14 protein-coding genes are annotated in these 17,595 nt (G+C 67.8%); 10 read left to right on the forward strand and 4 right to left on the reverse strand.

Annotated features, from left to right (window positions below):
- The first annotated feature begins 264 nt into the window (after window positions 1–264).
- Entirely contained in the window at window positions 265–1,068 is an 804-nt protein-coding gene (locus tag Q9235_RS12020; protein WP_306227524.1) for a WecB/TagA/CpsF family glycosyltransferase, read from the forward strand.
- Between the two features lie 10 nt (window positions 1,069–1,078).
- Window positions 1,079–1,981 carry a DUF6492 family protein gene (locus Q9235_RS12025; RefSeq protein WP_306227526.1) on the forward strand — a complete coding sequence of 301 codons (903 nt, stop codon included), beginning with the start codon at window positions 1,079–1,081 and terminating at the stop codon, window positions 1,979–1,981.
- On the opposite strand, the gene Q9235_RS12030 is transcribed toward Q9235_RS12025, so the two are convergent.
- On the reverse strand, window positions 1,973–3,211 hold the full coding sequence (locus Q9235_RS12030) for a lipopolysaccharide biosynthesis protein (RefSeq protein WP_306227527.1): 1,239 nt from the start codon (window positions 3,209–3,211) through the stop codon (window positions 1,973–1,975). The genes Q9235_RS12025 and Q9235_RS12030 overlap by 9 nt on opposite strands.
- Window positions 3,212–3,379: 168 nt before the next feature.
- Between Q9235_RS12030 and Q9235_RS12035 the strand changes: the two genes are divergently transcribed.
- Together Q9235_RS12035 and Q9235_RS12040 are read left to right on the forward strand one after the other, a co-directional pair.
- The gene (locus Q9235_RS12035; protein ID WP_306227528.1) at window positions 3,380–4,423 is read left to right on the forward strand and encodes an endo-1,4-beta-xylanase; all 1,044 of its coding nucleotides are present in this window, start codon (window positions 3,380–3,382) and stop codon (window positions 4,421–4,423) included.
- 24 nt (window positions 4,424–4,447) lie between these two features.
- Entirely contained in the window at window positions 4,448–7,027 is a 2,580-nt protein-coding gene (locus Q9235_RS12040; RefSeq protein ID WP_306227531.1) for a Wzz/FepE/Etk N-terminal domain-containing protein, read from the forward strand.
- A gap of 24 nt (window positions 7,028–7,051) precedes the next feature.
- Here the strand turns inward: Q9235_RS12040 and Q9235_RS12045 are convergent, their stop codons facing one another.
- Window positions 7,052–8,101 carry a glycosyltransferase family 2 protein gene (locus Q9235_RS12045; RefSeq protein WP_306227534.1) on the reverse strand — a complete coding sequence of 350 codons (1,050 nt, stop codon included), beginning with the start codon at window positions 8,099–8,101 and terminating at the stop codon, window positions 7,052–7,054.
- Window positions 8,102–8,266: 165 nt separating this feature from the next.
- On the opposite strand from Q9235_RS12045, the gene Q9235_RS12050 reads away from it, so the two are divergent.
- Window positions 8,267–9,436, forward strand: a complete 1,170-nt coding sequence (locus Q9235_RS12050; RefSeq protein WP_306227536.1) for a glycosyltransferase — start codon at window positions 8,267–8,269, stop codon at window positions 9,434–9,436.
- A 6-nt stretch (window positions 9,437–9,442) separates the two neighbouring features.
- Here Q9235_RS12050 and Q9235_RS12055 read toward each other — a convergent pair whose 3' ends face one another.
- Entirely contained in the window at window positions 9,443–10,549 is a 1,107-nt protein-coding gene (locus tag Q9235_RS12055; protein WP_306227539.1) for an AbrB family transcriptional regulator, read from the reverse strand.
- Between the two features lie 287 nt (window positions 10,550–10,836).
- On the opposite strand from Q9235_RS12055, the gene Q9235_RS12060 reads away from it, so the two are divergent.
- From Q9235_RS12060 to Q9235_RS12080, 5 genes are all read left to right on the forward strand, one after another.
- The gene (locus Q9235_RS12060) at window positions 10,837–11,919 is read left to right on the forward strand and encodes a DMT family transporter (protein ID WP_306227541.1); all 1,083 of its coding nucleotides are present in this window, start codon (window positions 10,837–10,839) and stop codon (window positions 11,917–11,919) included.
- A 110-nt stretch (window positions 11,920–12,029) separates the two neighbouring features.
- A complete protein-coding gene (locus Q9235_RS12065; RefSeq protein ID WP_306227544.1) occupies window positions 12,030–13,073 on the forward strand; it encodes a GMP reductase in 1,044 nt (347 codons plus the stop codon).
- A 97-nt stretch (window positions 13,074–13,170) separates the two neighbouring features.
- Window positions 13,171–14,202 (forward strand): amino acid ABC transporter substrate-binding protein, encoded by a 1,032-nt coding sequence (locus tag Q9235_RS12070; RefSeq protein ID WP_306227547.1) that lies wholly within the window; start codon window positions 13,171–13,173, stop codon window positions 14,200–14,202.
- A gap of 167 nt (window positions 14,203–14,369) precedes the next feature.
- On the forward strand, window positions 14,370–15,530 hold the full coding sequence (locus Q9235_RS12075; protein WP_306227550.1) for an amino acid ABC transporter permease: 1,161 nt from the start codon (window positions 14,370–14,372) through the stop codon (window positions 15,528–15,530).
- Window positions 15,527–16,570 carry an amino acid ABC transporter permease gene (locus Q9235_RS12080; protein ID WP_306227552.1) on the forward strand — a complete coding sequence of 348 codons (1,044 nt, stop codon included), beginning with the start codon at window positions 15,527–15,529 and terminating at the stop codon, window positions 16,568–16,570. Before Q9235_RS12075 ends, Q9235_RS12080 begins: the two co-directional genes overlap by 4 nt.
- A gap of 86 nt (window positions 16,571–16,656) precedes the next feature.
- Here the strand turns inward: Q9235_RS12080 and Q9235_RS12085 are convergent, their stop codons facing one another.
- Entirely contained in the window at window positions 16,657–17,199 is a 543-nt protein-coding gene (locus tag Q9235_RS12085; RefSeq protein WP_306227555.1) for a GcrA family cell cycle regulator, read from the reverse strand.
- Between the last annotated feature and the right edge of the window lie 396 nt (window positions 17,200–17,595).

Here is a 17,595-nt window from a genome sequence, read left to right on the forward strand (position 1 = left end):
TCGCGTGCCGGATCGGGGCGGTGCCGAGCGGGCCTGTATCGCTGCGGCACGGCGTCGGCCGGAGGGTGGCGCAGCCATCCGCGGGATCGTTCCGGTTCGGTACAACGCCTTGTTGCTGCAAGCGGATTGCCATTAACGCGGCTTCGCGGATCGCGGGAATAAGCCGTTCACCTTTCAGCCGGCTTCGCCTTGACCCGGGGCCCGGAACGGCCAAGACAATCATGGCATTCGCACTGGGCTGCCATGCCCCTGACCGAGGACGCCGTGCCTGCAACCGCCATCACGATCGCCAGCGAAGCCGGCAGCCGCAAGCGGCCGGGCTATGCCAAGCGCGATATCGGCGGCATCGGCATCGCCGTGATGGAGCGCGAGGCGGCGATCGCTGAGGTCACCGACGCGGTGCTGACGGGCGGCCATATGAAGCTCGCCTTCTGCAACGCCAATCTGGTGAACGTCGCGGCCGATAACGCCGCCCTGCAGCGCAGCCTCTCGACCTTCCTCGTGCTGGCCGACGGCATCGGCGTCGATCTCGGTAGCTGGATGCTCTACGGCAAGGCCTTCCCGGCCAATCTCAACGGCACGGATTTCTTCCCGCGGCTCTTCGCGGCGGCCGGGCGGCCGATGCATGTCGCCCTGCTCGGCGGCCGGCCGGGCGTCGCGGATCGCGCCGTCGCCAATCTCAAGCAGCGCTATCCGACACATCAGTTCAGCGTCGTCTCGCACGGCTATTTCACCGCCGACGAGGAAACCGTCCTTCTCGGCAAGCTGAAGATCCAGCGCCCGGACCTGCTGCTGGTGGCGATGGGCAACCCGCTGCAGGAGCGCTTCATCGCCGACAAGCTCGGGTCGCAGCACTGCTCGGTCGCGGCCGGCGTCGGCGCGCTGTTCGATTTCTTCGCCGACGAGGTGCCGCGTGCGCCCGAGCTGGTGCGCCAGATCAGGCTCGAATGGGTCTATCGGCTTTGGCTCGAACCGCGCCGGCTCTGGCGCCGCTACGTGCTCGGAAATCCCGCTTTCCTCCTGCGCATGGCCCGGCAATATGCCATGGGCGGCCGACGGAGCGGGTGAGTTCGACCAATTGAAGCAAACTTTTGCCCTGGCGACGCCGAGCTACAGGGGCGATATCGAGCGTTGCCGGCTGCTTTGCGCCAGCATTGATCGCTTCGTCACCGGCCATGCCGTCCATTATCTCCTGGTCGAGGATCGCGACGTCCCGCTCTTCCGGGACCTTGAAGGCCCGCGCCGCCGCATCCTGCCGGAATCGCAATTGCTGCCGGGCTGGCTGAAGTCACGGCCTGATCCGCTGAGCTTCGGCAAGCGCCGCCTCTGGACCGGTATGCAGGCGCTGGTGCGCGGCATCCCGCCCTTGCGGGGCTGGCATGCCCAACAGCTCCGGAAATTCGCGGTGGCCAAGGCCGGCAGCGAGGACGTCATCCTCTTCGCCGATTCCGACATGCTGTTCGTGCGGCCCTTCGACCTGACCAGCCTGGCGGATGACGGCTCGATCCGGCTCTACCGCAAGCCCGACGCGATCACCGCCGAGATGTCCCGTCACATCCCCTGGTGCGAGCATGCCTGCGCGCTGCTCGGGCTCGATGCGCCCTCGTTTCCGAGCCCCGACTACATCAACAATCTGGTGAGCTGGCGCCGCGACCATGTGCTGGCCCTGCTCGACCATGTCGAGAGCGTCAGCGGGCGCGACTGGGTCACCGCGATCGCCCGCGACCGGCAGTTCTCGGAATACATGATCTACGGCTATTTCGTCGAACGCGTTCTCGGGCCCGATGCCGCCGGCCACTGGCCTGACGCGCGCGAGCTCTGCAAGGTCTACTGGTTCAGCGAAGATGTCGCCGGGATGGATCGGCTCGCCTCCTTCGAGGAGGTGCTGGAGCCCTGGCAGGTCGCCGTCGGCATCCAGTCCTTCATCGGCCAGCCGCTCGACCGCATCAGGGCGCTGTTCGAGCAGCAGGCCTCAGCGTGAGGGCCTGCGTCCCTGCGCCAGCAGCGTGTAGGTGAAGCCGGCCGAAGCGAGATAGACCACGCCGAAGACGAGATTCATGCCCGCAGCCCAGCTTCCGGCCTCCGGAAAGCGCGTCATCACCAGCGAGATCAATCCGGCCTTGATCGCGGTCAGCAGGCACAAAAGCGCGATGCGCGAGCCCGTGCGCTCGCGGGCATAGAGCAATTCGGCATGGTACTCGACGAGATTGCGGAAGGCCGGGACCAGCAGCATCGGCGCGAACAGATAGGCGGCTTCAGAGACGTTGCGCCCAAGAAGGTGCGGGAAGGGCTTGAGCGCGATGATCACGGCGACGAGCCCGGCGACCGAGACCAGCGCGATGCCGGCCTCATAGGCCGCGAGGCGCCTGAAGCCGCCGACGCCGCGATCCTTCATGATCTTCTGCACGAGCATCTGGTTGAAGCTGCGCACCGGCATGGCGGTGAGGTCGATCACCCGGAGTGCGATCGCATAGAGCCCGGCGGTGCGCTCCCCGGCGAGGCCGAGCACCAGGAGCTTGTCGAGCTCGGACTGGACGTAAAACACGATATCGGCCGCGCCGGCAAAGACGGCATCTGCCATGCGGCGCGGATAGAGGCTGCGCACGAAGCGCCAGCGCGCCGCCGGCAGGAAGGCGAGGAGGGCGATCAGGGCGCTCGCCATCGTCGCTCCGCAATAGGCGAAGGCCCAGATTTCGAGGCTGGCATGGCCGAAAGCGGCGAAGAGCAGCGCTGCGATCGTCCGCAGGCCTGAGCCAATGATCACCAGCAGCGCCGCCTGCCGGAAGCGCCGCAAGCCGTTATTGACGATGGCCACGACCTCGACGAGCCGCCAGCCCAGCACCTCCGCCACGATGATCACCGCGAAGGGCAGGAGTGCCAGGCGCTCGGCGAACAGCACGAGATAGGCGGCGCCGGCGACCGCGACGATCAATGGCAGCGACAGCGCCGACAGGCCCGCGAAACCGGAGAGATAGGCGCCGAGCAGGCGCGGTTTGACGGTCGCGACCCGGTAGAGCGGCGAGATGAATCCGAAGGCCAGCAGCCGCGACAGGATCAGCCCGGTCGAGGACGCCGTCGCGAACAGACCGAATTCGCCGAGGGTCAACGTATTCGCAACGATGAGGAAGTAGACAAGGGAGATCACGAGCCGGCCGGCGGAGCCGCTCAGGATGGTGAGGTAGGCGAAGATGGTGGTGCGATCCGGCAGCATGAACCCGTTTCCGCGGCGGCTGGCCCGGCGCGTGCCCTAGCAATTCGGCATGACGAATCCCTCTTAGCCCACAGGCGTTGAACGACCCTAAACGACACGGAAGCGTCCCGATTGACCGAGCAGAGAGCTGAAACGGACCGGAATGAAGCATCGCCAACGCGCCGCGGCATGCTGCGCGGTGCTTCCGCCTGCCTGGTGGCCGGCGCCATGGGAGGAACCGGTTCGGCCCTTGCGGCCGTCAGGCCGATTCCCTTCGGCTCGGCGGCGGAGATCGGTGCCTTCCGCGACGATCCGCGCTATCGCGACGCGCTGAAGCGCTATTGCGACGTCATCGTCCCCATGAACGACCTGAAATGGGAGGCGCTGCGGCATGACCAGTCGCGCTTCGATTTCTCCGGCGCCGACGAACTCGTGGCCTTCGCCCAGGCGAACAGGAAAGCGTTGCGCGGCCATACCCTGCTCTGGGGCGAAGCGCTGCCCAACTGGGCCAGGGAGATGACGACGAAGGCCGAGGCCGAGCGCGAGCTCGTCAACCACATCGAGGTCGTCGTCGACCGCTACAGGGGCAAGATCGCGACCTGGGACGTCGTCAACGAGGTCATCAAATACGATCCCACGGATGGCGGACCCTGGCGCGACACCATCTGGCAGCGCCTGCTCGGGCCGGAGCATGTCGACATCGCCTTCCGCACGGCGGCGCGGGTCGACCCCAAAGCCAGGCTCGTCCTGAACGATTTCCATTTCGAGGAGCCGGTTCCCGGCGCCGCCGCGCGCCGCAAGGTCGCGCTCGATATCTGCCGGCGCCTGAAGGACAAGGGCATCCCGGTGCATGGCGTCGGCATGCAGGCGCATCTCTATGCCGACAAGGGCATCGACGTGGACGGCGTGCAGCGCTTCATGCGCGAGCTCGACGAACTCAACCTCGATGTCGAGATCACCGAGCTCGACGTCATCGACTGGAAGCTGCCCGCCGATGTGGCGAAGCGCGACAAGACAGCCGCCGCCCTGGTCTCGACCTTCCTCGATGCCGTCGTCTCGGCCAAGCGGCCGAAGGCGATCGTCACCTGGGGGCTGACCGACCGTTATTCCTGGGTCCATGAAACGTTCCCGCGCAACGACAGCGCCCGCGCCCGACCCCTGCCGCTTGATGCCGACTACCGGCAGAAGCCGATGATGGCCGTGCTCGATCGCTATCGGCGCGGGCTGGCGTGATACCGGATGGTGAAGCGTAGCGTCATGTTCACGACCGAGCCGGCTGCGAACGAAGCACAGGAGAGGCCGGACCGCCACGAGCGGCCGGCTTCGACCATGCCTGCTCAGCTCGCTCGCCTCGCCGATCCCGTCTGGATCGTCGGGACCCTGTGGGCGCGGCGCGGGCTGATCCTGCTCATGGCCCTGCTCGGCCTGATGCTGGCGATCGCCGCTGCGCTGCTGATGACGCCGAGATACGTCTCGACCGCGCAGCTCTTCATCGATCCACGCGATCTGCGCGTGCTCCAGAACGACGTCTCGCCCAACACCGTCGGCAGCGACCCGACCTCGATCACCGGCTATCTCGAAAGCCAGGCGCGCGTGATCGCCTCCGACAGCATCAAGTCGCGCGTCGTCGAGCGCCTGAACCTCGACCGCGATCCCGATTTCGGCGGCGCTTCGGCCGGTTTCCTCTCCCGCCTGCTCGGCACCGATACCGGTCCTTCGCAGAAGGCGACGCTGTATGCTCTGGCGGCGCTCGACCGCACGGTCAGCGTCCGGCGCGGCGAGCGCACCTTCGTCATCGACATCTCCGCGACGGCGCAGGACCCGGACAAGGCGGCGAAGATCGCCAACGCCCTGGCCGAGGCCTATCTGGAGGACCAGACGGCCGTCCGTGCCGAGGCGGCGCAGCGCGCGACCACGGCCCTGACCGGCAGATTGGAAGAGCTGCGCAACCGCCTGCGCGTCGCCGAGGAGAAGGCGGAGAAATACAAGGAAGCCAACAATATCGTTGGCGTCGGCGGCCGCTCGCTGAGCGAGGAGCAGCTCTCGCTCAACACTGCCCAGCTCGTCGCAGCCCGCACCCGCGCGACCGAGGCCAAGGCCAAATACGACCAGATCGGCGCGACCCGCGCCGCCAATATCGAGGCGGGCGCGATCCCCGAGGCTGTGGCCTCGAACACGATGACCGCCTTGCGCGCCCAGCTCGGCGCGGCGCTGGCCCGCGAGGCCGATCTTGTGTCCTCGCTTGGCGCGCGCCACCCATCGTTGGCCTCTGCGCAGTCGCAGGTCCGCGACGCCCGCCGCCAGATCGCTGACGAGCTTTCCCGCATCGCGCGTGCGGCCAAGGCCGAGTACGATCGCGCGGTCGAGGCCGAGCGCCAGCTCGCCCGCCGGGTCGATCAGCTCACGGCCGGGCAATACGCCGCCGGCCGCGCTTCCGTGCAGTTGCGCGAGCTCGAACGCGAGGTCGAATCCTCGCGCGCCATCTATGACGCCTTCCTGAAGCGCGCCCGCGAGACCGGCGAACTCGGCGGCATCGACACCACCAATGCCCGCATCATCAGCCCGGCCATGCCGCCGCTCGAAAAGAGCGGCATGAGCCGGCGAACGGTCGCCATGCTCGGCGCTGTCGGCGGCGGTGGCGCGGGCATGCTGCTGGCGCTCGGCCTCGCCCTGTTCGCCGTGCCGCGCCCGCCCGTCAGCGAGGACCCTCGTTCCCGCAAGCCGTTCTGGCGCCGAGCGCCCCGCCCCGTCGCGACCGAGGCGCCCGTGCAGGAGCGGCCCGTCCCAGCGTCGCCTCCGCCTGCGGCCCCGCCGCCCCCGCCATCACCGCGCCAGCCGTTCTGGCGCCGCGCGCCGCGCGCCGTCGCCACCGAGGCGGCGGACGACAGGCGGCCTGTATCCCCAGCGCCTTCAGCTACGGCTACCCCGCCGCAGCCTCAGCCCGCAGCCGCGCGGCAGGAACCGTCGCCGCCGGCCGGTTCCACGGGTTTGGGACCAGCGGGCTGGCGGCGCCTCATGGCGATCCAGGGCGGGCAGGCGGAGCGCGTCGTGCGCCAGCCTGAACCGGCGGCCGAACCGGTGCGCCGTTCCGTTCCCGCAACCCTTCCGGACGCCGCTCCTCAGCCCGTTGCCGACCCGGTCGCCCTGGCGGCGCTCGGCACCATCCCGTCCGTGCGTAACCGTCGCTGGCGCCGCGGCGTCGCGGAAGCGCGCTCGGTCTTCCAGGGACAGGCGCATCTGGTCGATGTCATCGACAAGCCGCAGGGTGGCTTCGCCGAGTCCGTCTCGGCCATTCGTCACGCGCTGGCCAAGGCCTCGGGGGGCGAGCAGCGTCGTCGCATCCTCGTCCTCGGCCTCGAGCCGCAGGCGGGGGCGACCACGCTCGCCCTCAATCTCGCGCTGGATGCGGCTCGGTCCGGCCTGCCGGCGTTGCTCGTCGATGCCGGTGCCGGCGCCCAGGGCCTGACTCCGGTCTTCGCCGCCGATGCACCGCTCGGGCTCGGCGACGTCTTGGCGGGGCGCGCGGCGCTGGCCCGCGCGATCCTCAAGGACGAGGGCACCGGCCTGACCTTCCTGCCGCTCGTGGGAGAGCTTGCCCCGGGCGCGGGCTCGCTCCGCACCGGGCCTTTCGCCGCGGCGCATCGCTTCGGCCCGATGATCGTCGATGGCGGCAGCCTGCCGGTCGCGGGGCTGATCGGGCGCTTCGCCGAGGCGGTCGACGATATCGTCCTGGTCGCGCGCGACGGACGTTCCGCCGCGGCGGCGGCCGAACGCTGGCAAGCGGCGCTCGGGCCGCATGCGAACAAGCTGCGCGGCCTCGTGATCAACGCGGCCTGAGGACCTGCTGCGGCGAAAGCCGGGTCAGTTCTTCTCGGGTTTGCGGTACTGCTCGTTGGCGACGCCGAATTCAGACATCAGGCGGCCGATCGCGACCTGCGCATGGTAGAGCCCGATCAGCCCGGAGCGGGTCTGGAAACCGAGCGCCAGCCCACGCGGGATTGACGCCGCGAGCAGGGCCAGCGATTTCGCCATTACCCGTAGCCGCCCGGCCGCGCCGGGCTTCTGCCGCCTCTCGATCGCAGCCGAGATCGAGCCGTTGCGCAGGCCGCGCGCGTTGATCCAGGCGAATTCGCTCCTTCGCGCCGGCATGGTCTCGCGCTGCGCCGCCTCCTGCACCCACCAGAAGCGGAAGCCGGCGGCCTTGGCGCGGGTGAAGAAATCCGTGTCGCCGCCGCCGGTGAAGTCGAAGCTCTCGTCGAGGAAGGGGAAGCCCAGCCTGTCGAGCACGCTGCGCCGGATCAGGTAATTGGCGCTCGAATACAGCATCGGCACCGGTCCGCTCGTTCCGTAATGCGAGCGGAACACCGGATGCGCCGAAAGCCACGCGCGCGAGGTATCGGCGAAGACGGCCGTCACCGATCCGCCGAACAATTCGGCCGGCGCCGTGCCGGCCGCCGTGACGAAGGCATCGAGCCAGCCGGGCTCGGCCTCTTCGTCATCGTCGATGCCGAGCAGATGTTCCAGCGCCGGGAAACGCGTCAGCGCGCAGCGCCAGGCGGCGTTATAGGCTTTGCAATTGCCCTGGCGCGGCTCGACGATGACGAGGCCCTTGAACAGCCCGTTGGCGAGCAGAGCGCTGGCGCGGATGGCACCGGCCCGCTCGACCCCTTCGTTCTCGACCACGATCACCGCGAAATCATGCCCGCCCTTTTGGCCGGCGAGCGACCGCAATGTCGCTTCCAGCATGTCCGGGCGCTTGAAGGTCGGGACGCAGACGACGCTCGTAATTTCTGCCAGCGCCTCCGGCGCTGAGCTGGCCACCACCGCAAAGCTCTCGGGCGTGCCGAAAGCCGGCCCGGCGGGCTGGTCCCGCCCGCCTTCCGTTGCGCTTTCGGATGTCTGGCTGGCCATGGTCATCGGCCTGCAAGCTAGGCTGCGGCAGCTTAAGGTTCGGTGTTCGCCTTCCTCGAAAGAACGGCTGATCCTGCCAGCTCCCATTGATCATAGCCGGCGGCGCAGCTTGACCTGTCCGGGCAATGGGAGGAGTGGAGTAGCATCTGCCGACGAGCTCTCGCCTTGCGCCTTGCTTTCCTGACCTCGCTCATCCCCGTCGGCCGGCCCGATACCGGCTTCGAGATCGCCAATGCGGCGATCCTCTCGGCGTTGCGCGAGGCCGGTCACGCTGTCACGGCGATCGGCTTCCTGCGCCCCGGCGAGGCCCCGGCCGATCCGGAGCAGGCGGTCGTGGTCGCCGAGACCGATATCGAGAATGCGGTGGTGCCCGCCGCGCAGAAGCTGCGCTGGCTGGCCGCTGCCGCCCGGCTCGGGTTGCCGGTGGCTTGCGCGAAGCTCAGGCTCGCGGGAGCAGGCCGTCTCGTCGAGGCCGTGCGGGCGCATGGCCCCTTCGATGCGCTGGTGCTGAATTCGGTGATGCTGCCCGGTGCCTTTCCCGAGCTGCTGCGGATCGCGCCCTGCATCCTCGTCGAGCACAATATCGAACATGTCTCGGCCCGCCAGAATGCCGAGCATGCCGACAATCCGATCCTGCGTCGGCTCTATGGGCGCGAGGCACGCCTGCTGGAGCGGCTGGAGCGGCGACTCTGGGACGAGGCGCGCTTCGTCTGGACGCTGGCCGAGGAGGACCGGCAGGCGCTCGGCGCCGCCTATAGGGAGAAATCCTGTGCCTTGCCGCTGGTCTCCGGAAACCCGGCTGCGGCCCCGCCCCATGATCTCGGAGAGGCCCCAGCCTTCGATATCGGTCTGATCGGTACCTGGACCTGGGGCCCCAATCTGATCGGCCTTGAATGGTTTCTGCGCGAGGTCTGCCCGCTCCTGCCGGACGATATCCGCATCGCCGTCGCCGGCCGCGTGCCGCCCGAGTTGCGGACGTCGCTCGGTGTGACCCTGGTCGGGCGCGTGCCCTCGGCCGAGCATTTTCTGCGCTCCTGCCGGCTGATCGCGCTATCGAGTCGGGCGGGAACCGGCGTGCAGCTCAAGACGATCGAGGCGATGCAGCTCGGCCTGCCGGCGGTGGCGACGACCTTGTCCTGCCGCGGTTTCACGGCGCTGCCGGCCAATTTCACCATCGTCGACACGGCCGAGGACTATGCCCGGGCTCTGACGGAGCGCGTCACGGCGATCCGCGCCGGAGGCCGGCAGCGCGTCGACGGCGCTGCCTTCATGAGGGGGCAGCGCGCGGCCCTTGCAGATGGCCTCGCGCGGGGCCTCGCCGCCGCTCTGGGCTGAACGCGCCTATTCCGCCGCAGCCCGGTTCCGGCGGCCGATCAGGCCGAAGATCGGCCCGGCCGAGACCATCACCAGGAAGACGCGGATGATGTGATGGGCCGCGACGAAGGCGACTTCGGTGTGGAGCGCCAGCGCGATCAGGCTCATCTCGGCGAGGCCGCCGGGCGAATAGGCCAGGATCAGCGGTACGTGGCCATGCACGGACACGAGGGCGACGAGCCAGGCGAAGCCGAGTGTCAGGGCCAGCAGGATCGCAGTCGATCCGACCGAGAGCAGGAGCACGCGCAGGATGATGCGCGGGGGCGTGCCGACGAAGCGGCAGCCGATCGTCACGCCGAGCACGAGCTGCGCCGCATTGACGATCTCCGACGGCGGCATCGCGGCGCTCAGGCCCGTGACATGCACGATCGCGCTGACCAGCATCGGGCCGAGCAGGTATTTCGCCGGCATCCGTAGGAGGTGCCCGACGATCACACCGGCGATGCCGCAGCCGATCAGCCAGAGCTCGGAACCGAGTGGAGTCTGCGCAATCGAAGGCCCGGCGACGCGCCCGCCGCTCAGCGTGACGCCGCCGATCCACTGCACGATGAAGGGCAGCGTCATCACGACGAGCAGGATGCGGGCCGAATGGATCAGCGCGATGATGCGGGCATCGCCGCCCTTCTCCTCGCCGACCGTGACCATCTCGATCAGGCCGCCCGGCATGCCCGAAAAGAAGGCTGTGACAGGATCGAATCCGGCGACGCGGCGGAAATAGCTGACGCAGCACAGCCCGCAAGCGACCATGAACAGCACGAGCCCGGCGAGCGTCGGCAGCCAGTTCGGCAGTTGCGAGACCACCTCCGGCTTGAAGGCGGCGCCAAGCATCACGCCGATCACCGCCGTCATCGGCGGGCGGATCACGGCTGGCGCAGCGACGGGCAGGTTGATCAAGGCGGCAAAGGTGCAGAACACCATCGAGCCCAGCATCCAGGGCAGCGGCAGCTTGGCCTGCACGAAGAGCCAGCCGCCGAGCCCGCCGAGCGCGAGCGCCAGGGCAAAGCGGCGATAGGGAAAGCGGTTCGGGCCAAGCTGGCGCAGGCCGCCCAGGAAATCGTCGAGCAGAACCTTCATCGGCCGGTTCCACCGCGCCGGATCGGCCGGTCGGTTGCCATGGCCCGGAGGCAGGAGGAGGGGCGGTCCCGAAGCGTCAAGCGGCAAGTCCCTTTCGGGTTCCTCCTAGAGGCTGTCGGCGCCCTTGCACAGTCCGCGCCGGGTATGTCGCCCCTGCGCGTCGCGCGGCCGGGACAACGCGGCCATGTTGGATTGTCATTGGCCGAATTGCGACGTTTCCTCAATGAATTGGCGCTAGGGATGAAATGCCGGGCCGGTCATCGGCCGCCGACCACTGGTTGAGGGTGATGAGCGAGGAACGGCAGTCCGGCCGGCAGGGCCGGCCGGGTTTCGAGGGCTATGCCCCCTGGCACGAGCCGGCCGCTTCCGCGTCTCCCGAGCCCGGATCAACGCATTCCGTCCCGATCGTCGAGGCGACGCCGCCTGATGGCGCGAAGGCAGGCCGGACCGGCTGGCTCGACAGCCGCAGGCAGCGCCTGCGCTATTGGTGGCGCGGCGCGAGCCCGAATCTGCGCGGCTCGGTCTTCATGTTCGCGGCGATGCTCGTCTATGCCGTGATGGTCGCCGGCATCAAGCATGTCGGCCAGGGCATCCCGCTCGTGCAGATCCTGCTGATCCGGCAGGTGATCATGACCGCGATCCTGCTGCTCTTCGCCGCCGGCAGCCTGCGCCAGGCGCTGCATACCGACAGGCTCGGCCTGCAGATCTTCCGCAGCGTGGTCACGCTGCTTTCGATGCTCTGCGGCTTCACCGCGGTCATCAAGATCCCGCTCGCCCAGGCCACCGCGATCGGCTTCAGCCAGGTCCTCTTCGTCACCATCGCCGCGGTGCTCTTCCTCAAGGAGGTGGTCGACGGCCGGCGTTGGGCCGCGACCGTGATCGGCTTCATCGGCGTGCTGATCATGCTGCGCCCGAGTTCGGAAGGGCTCGACATCTACGCCCTGCTCGCGGTCGCTGGCGCGATCTGCGGCGCCGCGATCACCGTCAGCGTCCGCAAGCTCGCCGCCAGCGAGCGCACCGATACGATTCTGCTCTACCAGGGCATCGTCCTGATCGTGCTCCTGGCCGTGCCGACCTTTCTCTGGTGGCAGGCGCCGACGCCCAATCAATGGTTCTGGCTGATCACGCTCAGCCTGTTCGGCACCGCCGGGCAATGGCTGATCACCCGCGCCTATCAGGTTGGCGAGGCGGCGGCGCTGGCACCGCTCGACTTCAGCCGCCTGCTGCTGGCGAGCTTCACCGGCTTCGTCTTCTTCGCCGAGATTCCCACGCTCACCACATGGCTCGGCGCGGCCGTCGTCATCGGCGCGACGCTCTACACGATCCGCAAGAACGCCCGCAGGGTCGCGCCGCCGCCAGCCCCGGTCTGAGCAGCCGGGATTGCGCCGGCCCCGTCCCGGGCGCTATGAATCGGCGCACGCCTCTCCCGCGTGCGGCCGCAGGGTCTCGAGCCCGCGGCGCGACAGCCAGAGGCAAGGTCATGCGCATCGAAAACGACCCGAAGCTCGATTTCCGCGACGTGCTGATTCGCCCGAAGCGCTCGACGCTGGGCAGCCGCGCCGAGGTCGATGTCGAGCGCTCTTTCCGCTTCGCCCATACGGGGCGGGAGTGGAAGGGTTTTCCGCTGATCGCCGCCAACATGGACGTGGTCGGCACCATGGCGATAGCCCGCGCGCTGCTGAAGCACGGCGCCATGGTCGCCCTGCACAAGCATTACAGCGCCGAGCAATTGATCGCCTTCTTCCGCGAGCCGGGCTCGGCCAACACTTTCTATTCGCTGGGCACCACCGATTCCGACCACGATAAGCTGAAGGCGGTCCACGCCCAGTCGCCGATCACCAAGATCTGCCTCGACGTCGCCAACGGCTATACCGAGAAATTCGTCGACACGGTCAAGGCGACGCGCGCCGCCTTCCCGGATGCGGCGATCATGGCCGGCAATGTCGTGACCGGCGACATGACCGAGGCGCTGATCTTGGCTGGCGCCGATATCGTCAAGGTCGGCATCGGGCCCGGTTCGGTCTGCACCACCCGCAAGATGACCGGCGTCGGCTACCCGCAGCTCTCCGCCATCATCGAGTGCGCCGATGCCGCCCACGGCCTCAAGGGCTTCGTCTGCGGCGATGGTGGCCTCACCGTGCCCGGCGACGTCGCCAAGGCCTATGGCGGCGGCGCCGATTTCGTGATGATGGGCGGCATGCTCGCCGGCCATGACGAATGCGAGGGCGAGATCCGCTACGAGGAACGCGACGGCAGGAAGGTGCCGGTCGCGATGACCTTCTACGGCATGTCCTCGGACACGGCGATGAACAAGTATTCCGGCGGTGTCGCCAAATACCGGGCCTCCGAGGGAAAGACCGTCGAGGTGCCCTATCGCGGCCCGGTCGAGAGCACGATGCAGGAGTTGATGGGCGGCGTGCGCTCGGCGATGACCTATATCGGCGCCGTCCGTCTGAAGGAGGTGCCCAAGCGCACCACCTTCATCATGGTGGGCAGCCAGCTCAACACCATCTTCGGCAACTGACGCAGATTGGCATTTCCGCCGCTACCGCTTTCCTTGCGTCTGTTGCATAGTCGCCCCGCAACACAGAAAGCCGCCGACGGCTTCGGGGAGACGGACTATGACGATCAGGATTTTGGGAGCGGCGGTTTTGCTCGCTGCGGGAGCTTCGGTGGCGCAGGCGCAGCAGCTTGCGCCGAGCCCGACGCTCGACGCCGTCAAGGCGCGCGGCAATCTCGAATGCGGCGTGCATCTCGGCCTGCCCGGCTTCTCCTTCGCCAATGACAAGGGCGAGTGGAGCGGGCTCGATGTGGATTACTGCAAGGCGCTGGCCGCCGCGGTGTTCGGCGACGCCAACAAGGTCAAGTACACCCCGACCTCGGTGCAGCAGCGCTGGCCGATCCTGCAATCGGGCCAGGTCGACGTGCTCTCGCGCAACTCGACCATCACCTTCTCGCGCAACGCCACGCTCGGCCTCAACTTCCAGGGCATCAACTTCTACGAGGGCCAGACCTTCATCGTCCGCAAGTCGGCCGGTGTGAAGGATGCCGCCGGCCTCGACGGCGCCTCGGTTTGCGTCGCCGCCGGCTCGACCGAGGAGAAGAACGCCGCCGACTGGTTCCGCGAGCGCAACCTCAAGACCACCATCACCAATTTCCAGAAAAACGACGACGCCATCGCCGCCTATGATGCGGGTCGCTGCGACGCTTACACCGCCGGCGTCGGCGCGCTCGCCGGCCAGCGCGCCAAGCTCAAGAACCCCGACGAGCACGTCATCCTGACCCAGCCAATCTCGAACGATCCGCAGGGCCCGGTGACCCGCTGGGGCGACGAGCGCTGGCAGTTGATCGTGCGCTGGGTGCTGAACGGCACGATCGCGGCGGAGATGCTCGGCGTCACCTCCAAGAATGTCGACGAGATGAAGGCCAATTCGAAGAACACCGAAGTGCGCCGCCTGCTCGGCGCCGAGGGTGGCTTCGGCGCGATGATGGGGCTCTCGAACGACTGGATGTACAACGCCATCAAGCAGGTCGGGAATTACGGCGAGAGCTATGAGCGCACCGTCGGCATGGGCTCCCCGCTAAAGCTCGAGCGCGGCCAGAACCAGCTCTGGACCAAGGGCGGCCTGCTCTTCACCCCGCCGTTCCAGTGAGAGCGGACGCCTAGCGCCTCCCGCCAGCGCGTCATCCCGGACAAGCGGCGTCAGCCGGCCGATCCGGGGTCCATGCCTGAACCGTTCCGGCATGGATCTCGGGTCTTCGCTTCGCTCGGCCCGGGATGGCCGCACGTATCCGACGCAAGTTGCGAAGGCCTCGCGGCATGAACGTCCTATCCTTCATCAACGACAAGCGCGTCCGGGACTGGTTCTACCAGATCGCCCTGATCGTGCTGCTCGTCGGCCTCACCGTGTTCTTCGTGCGCAACGCCTCGGAGAACATGGTCAAGGCCGGCATCGCCTCGGGCTTCGACTTCCTCTGGCGGACATCGGGCATCGAGGTGCCCTTCGTCCTGACCGGCTACACCCAGTCCGACGACATCTTCGCGCTGTTCTGGGTCGGCGTCGCCAACACCATGCTGGTGACGGTGATCGCGATCGCGCTGGCGACGCTGCTCGGCTTCGCCATCGGCATTGCCAGGCTGTCCTCGCACTGGCTGCTCTCGACCATCGCCGGCGCCTATATCGAGTTCGTCCGCAACATCCCGCTCTTGTTCTTCGTGCTGTTCTGGTATTTCGGCGTCATCGCCGCCCTGCCGCAGCCGCGCCAGAGCATCAGCCTGTTCGGCGTCGCCTTCCTCAACAACCGCGGCATCACCATTCCGCTGCCCGATGCGCCCGGCAATTTCCGCTGGGCGGCACTGGTGATCCTCGTTTCCTGGGTCGGCTACTGGCTGGCCAGCGCCTGGGCGCGCAAGCGCAAGGAGCGCACCGGGCAGGATGCCCCGCTGCTCGCCATCGGTCTCGGCCTGATCGTCGTGGTCCCCGCGCTCGCCATCGCCTGGGCCAGCCTCGCCACGCGCTGGGACATTCCCGTGCTGCGCGGCTTCAACTATCGCGGCGGTTTCGTCGTCATCCCCGAATTCGTCGCACTGCTCGCGGCGCTGGTCACCTACACGGCCGGCTTCATCGCCGAGATCGTGCGCGGCGGCATCGAATCCGTGGCGAAGGGCCAGAGCGAGGCCGCCTCGGCGCTGGGCCTCCGGCCCGGGCGAATCTTAAGCCTCGTCGTCATTCCGCAGGCCCTGCGCGTGATGACCCCGCCCTTGACAAACCAATATCTCAACGTGCTCAAGAACTCGTCCTTCGGCGCGGCGATCGCCTATCCCGACGTGGTCAGCCTGTTCATGGGCTCGGCGCTCAACAATACCGGCCAGGCGATCGAGATCATCGCCATGACGCTCGCGGTCTATCTGGTCATCGGCCTCGCGGTCTCCGCGCTGATGAACTGGTACAATGCCCGCATTGCCCTGGTGACGCGATGACCCGCGTTTCCTCCCTCTCCCTCTGGCGCGAGCGCCTGTTCGGTACGCCCTTCACCGGCTTCACCAGCGTGGTGCTGGTCGTGCTGATCGCCTGGATCGCCATCCCGCTGATCCGCTGGGCGGTGATCGACGCCACCTGGCTCGGCTCGACGCGGGCCGATTGTGCCCCCGGCGGCGCCTGCTGGGTCTTCATCCGTGCCCGTTTCGGCCAGTTCATGTACGGGCTCTACCCGGTCGACCAGCGCTGGCGCGTCGACATCGCCGGCATCCTGACCCTCGCGGGCATCCTTTCGGTGGTCTTCGCACCGCAGCGCCTGCGCCTGAAGCTCGCCGTTGCGATGCTGGTCATCCTGCCGCCGCTTGGGATCTGGCTGCTCTCCGGCGGCTTCGGCCTGCGCTATATCGAGACGCGCGAGTGGGGTGGGCTGATGCTGACCCTGTTCATCTCGATCTATGCGAGCCTGATCGCGATCCCGCTCGGCATCCTCTTCGCGCTGGGCCGGCAATCGGAACTGCGGATTATCCGGCTGATCAGCGTCATCTTCATCGAGTTCTGGCGCGGCGTGCCGATCATCGCGGTGATCTTCCTGGCGTCGCTCCTGCTGCCCTTGATCCTGCCCGGCGGCATCGGCATCGACCGCCTGGCGCGCGCAGTGATCGGTCTCGGCTTCGTCATTGCCGCCTATATGGCGGAAGCGGTCCGCGGCGGCCTGCAGGCCTTGCCCAGGGGCCAGCGCGAGGCGGCGACGGCGCTCGGCCTCAACTACTGGAAGGCGACCGGCCTGATCGTGCTGCCGCAGGCTTTGCGCATCTCGCTGCCGGCGATGACCAACGAGTTCATCGCGCTGATCAAGAACACGACGCTGGTTCTGGTCGTCTCGATCCTCGACCTGCTCGGCATCGCGCAGGCCTCGCTCGCCGACCCCAACTGGGTCGGCATGAACATGGAGGCCTATGTCTTCTCGGGCGCGATCTACTGGCTGATCTGCTTCGCGCTTTCGCGCTGGAGCCGCTCGCTGGAGAAGAAGCGGAGGCTGTGAGGCGACGGCCTCCAACCTCGCAGAGCTCAGGCAACAAAAAACCGGCCTTTCGGCCGGTTTTCCTTATGCGATACTCTGAAATCCGATCAAGCCCGGACCTTGCTCCGGTCGCGCCGGCGGTCGGCGGCGGGCTGGTACGCGATGCGGGCGTGATGGCTGCAATAGGGCAGGCCGGTCTGCGAGCGCGCCCCGCAGAAGCGGAAATCCGGGGTCGTGGGATCGCCCATCGGCCAGCGGCACATATACTCGCGCAGGTCCATGATGGTGACGCGCTCGGAGAACGGGATCACCACGTCCTCGGACAGAGCGGGGGCGGGTTCGACCTCGATCTCCGCCTCGGGGGCGAAGTCGGGCGCCAGCGCATGGGCGCCGCGCGTCGGCGCGGGCGTCGCCATCGGATGGCTCGGCGAGCGGGCCGGCGCCTTGCGCGGGGTGGTGCTGCGCGGCGCGGCGGGCTGTGCCGCGCTCTTGGCTCGGCCCGAGAGGCCGAGGCGGTGGACCTTGCCGATCACCGCGTTGCGCGTGACGTTACCCAGCTCGGCGGCGATCTGGCTGGCGCTCAGCCCGTCGCTCCAGAGCTTCTTGAGCTGCTCGACGCGCTCTTCCGTCCATGCTCCGGCTTCGTTCATCCGCATCACCTGTCTTGTCCGGCCGGTTCCTTGCGGGACCCGCCTTTAAGGGCGCTTCGTGACGGAATCCGGGACCGGCGGCTTTTGTCGCTGAGACAAAGCCGTTGCTGCCGCAACAGACGGTACAGGAGGCGCCGCACGAAATGTCGTATCTGACGAAGCCGACCATACAAGCTGCGGTGACTCGCGAACAAGAGTCGGCGAATCTGAATTGGGCTTTTCCCCAGGCGATTCGCGATTGCGTCGTCAAGCGAATCCTTTCGGCAACACTGTCCCTGCGGCATTGAATTGACAGTCGAGGCCGCCTTAAGCATATTTATCCACAAGGTGACGCCGCCCTGCTCGGGCGGCGCTTATGTTTGGCGGATCAAGGTTCCCACGATGCGGATGACGGCG

The sequence above is a fragment of the Bosea beijingensis genome (assembly GCF_030758975.1).
Lineage (GTDB): Bacteria > Pseudomonadota > Alphaproteobacteria > Rhizobiales > Beijerinckiaceae > Allobosea > Allobosea beijingensis.